This is a genomic window from Microcystis sp. M090S1, assembly GCF_020246295.1.
GTDB lineage: Bacteria > Cyanobacteriota > Cyanobacteriia > Cyanobacteriales > Microcystaceae > Microcystis > Microcystis aeruginosa.
Map to the genome: position 1 here is coordinate 1 of NZ_JADBTF010000099.1, position 4,162 is coordinate 4,162.

Consider the following 4,162-nt stretch of genomic DNA (forward strand, 5'->3'; position numbering starts at 1 on the left):
CCTAAGCCGAGTTTTCAAGGTGCTGCGCCGTCCACTTGGTTTTCGAGACTGGCCTTTTAATTCTAACGTAAAGCCAACCTAGAACGGCGGGGTTTCAGACCCAAAATTTCCGATGAGAATTAAAAAACAACAGATAGCGGCCGAAGCTTCCTGCAAAAACCGACATTGGCGAGTTAATACTATTTTTCAACAAATGGGCATCGCCTATCGATGACCTAAATGCTCAACCAAACGCTTCTTTTCTCCCCAAGGACACCCTTACCATACCCCTAATTCCCTCCCCGATAGTTAAGCTAAACGGCGCTTAACCTGCATGATCCAACAGCTATAACCCTTTTGGAGTCTATATCGGTGATCCGAAGTAAAAGCCGTTTAGCTTATCTATGAGCTACATTGACCGGAATCAATTTTCTGCAACTTTCGACATCGCCATTATCGGGGGAGGATTTAGTGGTTCCCTCGTGACGGCGAACCTGTTACGCGACACGGGGACTCCATTATCGATCGCCCTGATCGAGCGCCGAAAACCCCTCGGTACGGGGATCGCCTACGGAACGCGAGACAGCGGCCACCTGCTCAATATTCCTGCGGGCAAAATGAGCGCCTTCGAGGACGATCCCGAACATTTCCTCCACTGGTTAGCGGATAACGGCTATCGATCGATCGATCCGGCCAGCTTCGTACCGCGTCTAGTGTACGGCAAATACATCCGCTCGATCCTAGAAGAAGCGCGGGACAACGCCATTGCCGATCACCGTCTGGAAACATTTACCGATGCGGCGATCGATCTGGCACTCGACGGGGAAAAGGCGACGATTACCCTCAAAGGAGGCAAGAAAATCAGCGCCGCTAAAGTAGTTCTGGCGCTGGGCAATTTTCCCGCAACGGTTCCCCAACCCCTTGCGTCTCTCAATTCCCTCTATCTCCGTGACGCTTGGGAGACGGAGGCACTCGCCGAGCTAAAACCCGACGGGACGATCCTGATCGTCGGTACGGGGTTAACGATGGTGGATATGGTGGTTTCCCTGGCACAAAGGGGATTCACGGGCAAAATCCACGCAGTTTCCCGTCATGGCCTGATCCCTCGATCGCACCGACCCACCGATCCCTATCCCCCGTTCCTCACCCTCGAAACCGCGCCCCAGACCACCCGGGGACTCCTACGGCAGATTCGCGCGGAGGTAAAAACCGCAGAGAGTCAAGGTCACGACTGGCGGGCCGTTTTAAACGCCTTACGTCCGATATCTCAAGGTCTATGGCATTGTCTGCCGATAGCGGAACGCGCCAGATTTCTACGCCACCTGAAAGCCTATTGGGAGGTTCTTCGCCATCGCGTCGCCGATGAGATCGCCGGTATCCTCGACGAGGCCGTAGAATCGGGACAATTAACCTATCATGGGGGAAGAATTGAAACTGCTGAGGTTAAAAACGGGTGTGTAGAGGTTACTATCCGTCAACGGGGAACGGGAAACCTGTTAAATCTAACGATCGAGCGAATTATTAACTGTACCGGCGCGGGTAACGATTACCGGACGATCACCGATCCCCTCGTCGTTCAACTTCGCCAACGGGGGTTAATCCGTCCCCATCCCCTAGGTTGTGGCATCGAAACCGCGGACAACGGGGCGATTCTCCGGCCAGACGGTACGGCATCGGACACGCTGTACAGCTTGGGAAATCCCCGCAAAGGCGATCTCTGGGAAACCACCGCCATTCCCGAACTGCGTTTACAGGCGGCCGAACTGGCCCGGGATTTGTTGCGATCGCTGAAAGAGAGAATTTCTCTCCCCGCGGCCTACTCGATCGCATTCGGGCCGGCAGCGCCGATTTTCCGCCAGCTTTTCGATAGGGAATCGAGTACCTACACCTATCTGATCGCTGATTCGGGTACGGGGGAGGCGATTTTAATTGATCCGGTCCTCGAACAGGTTGATCGCGATCGGCAGATTCTTTGGCAGTTGGGGTTAACTCTAGGCTACACGATGGAAACCCATGTCCACGCCGACCATATCACCGGAGCGCACCGCTTACGGGAGTTAACCAACTGTTCGATCCTCGTTCCCGAAAACGCCGAAGTGAGCGATATCGATGGTTATGTACGCGATGGCGATATCTGGATCGTGGCAGGTCAGCAGCTAAAAGCGATCGCCACTCCAGGCCACACCGATAGTCATATAGCCTATCTCATCGATGAAAAACGCCTATTAACGGGGGATGCACTCTTAATTCGCGGTTGCGGTCGTACCGATTTTCAGAAGGGTTCGCCGGAAGTCCTATACAAGACGGTGACGGAGAAGTTGTTCACTCTCCCCGACGATACGCTAGTTTACCCCTGTCACGATTATCTGGGAAGAACGGTCTCCTCGATCGGTGAGGAAAAGCGCTGGAATCCCCGTTTCGCTGGCCGCAATCGCGAGGATTTTGTGGAGTTGATGAATAATCTCAATCTACCCTATCCCAAGAAGATGACCGCAGCCTTAAGTGCCAACGCACGGGGTGGTAAGGTGGTTTTCGTCATGGATTATCAGATTTAGTGAATATTTTATTTTAAAAATTTTTCTTTTTAGGTTTAGGAGGCCGTTCTATACTTTTAGGGGAGGGAGGTGATTGAGGCGGTTTTTGCAATAATTTAATAAGAGTTTGAATAATTTCATCTACGACTTCATCTCTCAAAGTCCCGCATTTTCTTCTAAATAATTCTCTATCAAGTGTAGATATGCAGTCCGGTCTAACATAAGAAGCTTTGTATTCATCATCTAGATGTCCTTCTTTAAAATCCCTCCGCTTAATTTCGATCATCCCCGATCTTTTATTAGAATTGCTAGTTATGTAAGCGCAGATAAACCCTTTTCCCGCTAAGGCAGAAGCGAGGATTAGAACAGGCCTTTCTTTCTCTTCTTCTGGATTATCCTGATAGGGAAAGGGAGCATATACTACATCTCCTTTTTTATAAAAAATGGACACTTGATTCAATTTTGAACATACTCCTCTTTTGTATTTTCCTCTTTCAAAAAAGTAAAATTACTGTGATTAGCGATCACTTCCAGAATCTCTTGATCTTCGGACTCCGACTCTTCAACCACAAAATCAATTAGTCTGTCAATAAATCCAGCCGCATTGCGAATCCGAACTCTAAAAGAGTTTTTGGAATCAGTCGGCGTACTGAAATCTATATTCTTTTTACGAGACTGATCGATTATATCGCTCATTATTACTTGAATATCTTGAAGAGTTTCAATATCAAAAAAATCAATGTAATCTTCTAGCTTGTCACCAAACGTTTCTAATTTTTCTGAAAAAACTTTTAAAAAATCTTCTTCTAGATAAAATAAATCTCTTTCAGAATAACTGCAATATTTTGCGATGATTATTTTTAAAGAATTCCAATTGCTATCGAGAATACGAAAATCTCGATATAAATTTTCAGCTTTTTCTCTTAAAAAAGCGATGGTTTTGAGGTCGATATATGTAGTGTCTTGTGAATTTAGTTCAACAAAATTTTTAATTGCAAAAATAGCATGATCTATTGCATTATAGACTTGATGCCATGATCTTTCTTCAAAAAGAATTGTAATGTTGCCAGCTATGTCTTTAATTTCTTTGTTTATTTTGTCATTGGTTTTTGCAGATTGCCAAGAAATAGATTCAAAAAAAACTTTGCTTTCGTATAAATTTTCAACAATTTTTGTCAAACATTCATCAACCTTCCTAAAAAAACTTTGATCGCAATCTTTGACAATGACGATTTTATAGCAGTTTTCATCAGAATGAGGCATGGGCAAGGGGATTAAACCCTTTGTTGGCAAAACTTGTCGATACCTCAGTAACTTGAAAATCTCTATATTTTTTAACCAAAAAAGCTCCATTAATTCTTTTTTTAAATAATTATCAGAAGAAAAAGAATCGGAAATTTTTTTAGAGTTATCTTTATTAATCGGAGTACGTTTGGTGATTTTCCGATCAGTTAAGTGATTCTCTTTGCAAGCCATAGGAGCTTATCCACTAACAGTACGATGTGATGTATTGACATCCTCACCGCCGTAAACGGACGGTGATTCCCAAACCTCACGATTTGGGTTTCTGCTTCTTTCCCGAAGGATTTTTCGCACCTGCCTTAACAGATTTACTCTGTTCTGGTCTTATGGTCGCTCTACAGACTGAC

At 45.8% G+C, this 4,162-nt stretch carries 3 protein-coding genes and 1 pseudogene; 2 read left to right on the forward strand and 2 right to left on the reverse strand.

The features are described 5' to 3' along the window. Window positions 1–383 precede the first annotated feature (383 nt). Window positions 384–1,028, forward strand: a pseudogene (locus IM477_RS04625) (FAD/NAD(P)-binding protein); the annotation flags it as partial. Window positions 1,029–1,826: 798 nt separating this feature from the next. Next, the gene (locus tag IM477_RS04630; protein ID WP_287730716.1) at window positions 1,827–2,534 is read left to right on the forward strand and encodes an MBL fold metallo-hydrolase; all 708 of its coding nucleotides are present in this window, start codon (window positions 1,827–1,829) and stop codon (window positions 2,532–2,534) included. Window positions 2,535–2,547: 13 nt separating this feature from the next. Here IM477_RS04630 and IM477_RS04635 read toward each other — a convergent pair whose 3' ends face one another. Then, the gene (locus IM477_RS04635) at window positions 2,548–2,964 is read right to left on the reverse strand and encodes a type II toxin-antitoxin system PemK/MazF family toxin (RefSeq protein WP_287730718.1); all 417 of its coding nucleotides are present in this window, start codon (window positions 2,962–2,964) and stop codon (window positions 2,548–2,550) included. Window positions 2,965–2,969: 5 nt separating this feature from the next. Then, the gene (locus IM477_RS04640) at window positions 2,970–3,989 is read right to left on the reverse strand and encodes a hypothetical protein (RefSeq protein ID WP_287730714.1); all 1,020 of its coding nucleotides are present in this window, start codon (window positions 3,987–3,989) and stop codon (window positions 2,970–2,972) included. Window positions 3,990–4,162 lie beyond the last annotated feature (173 nt).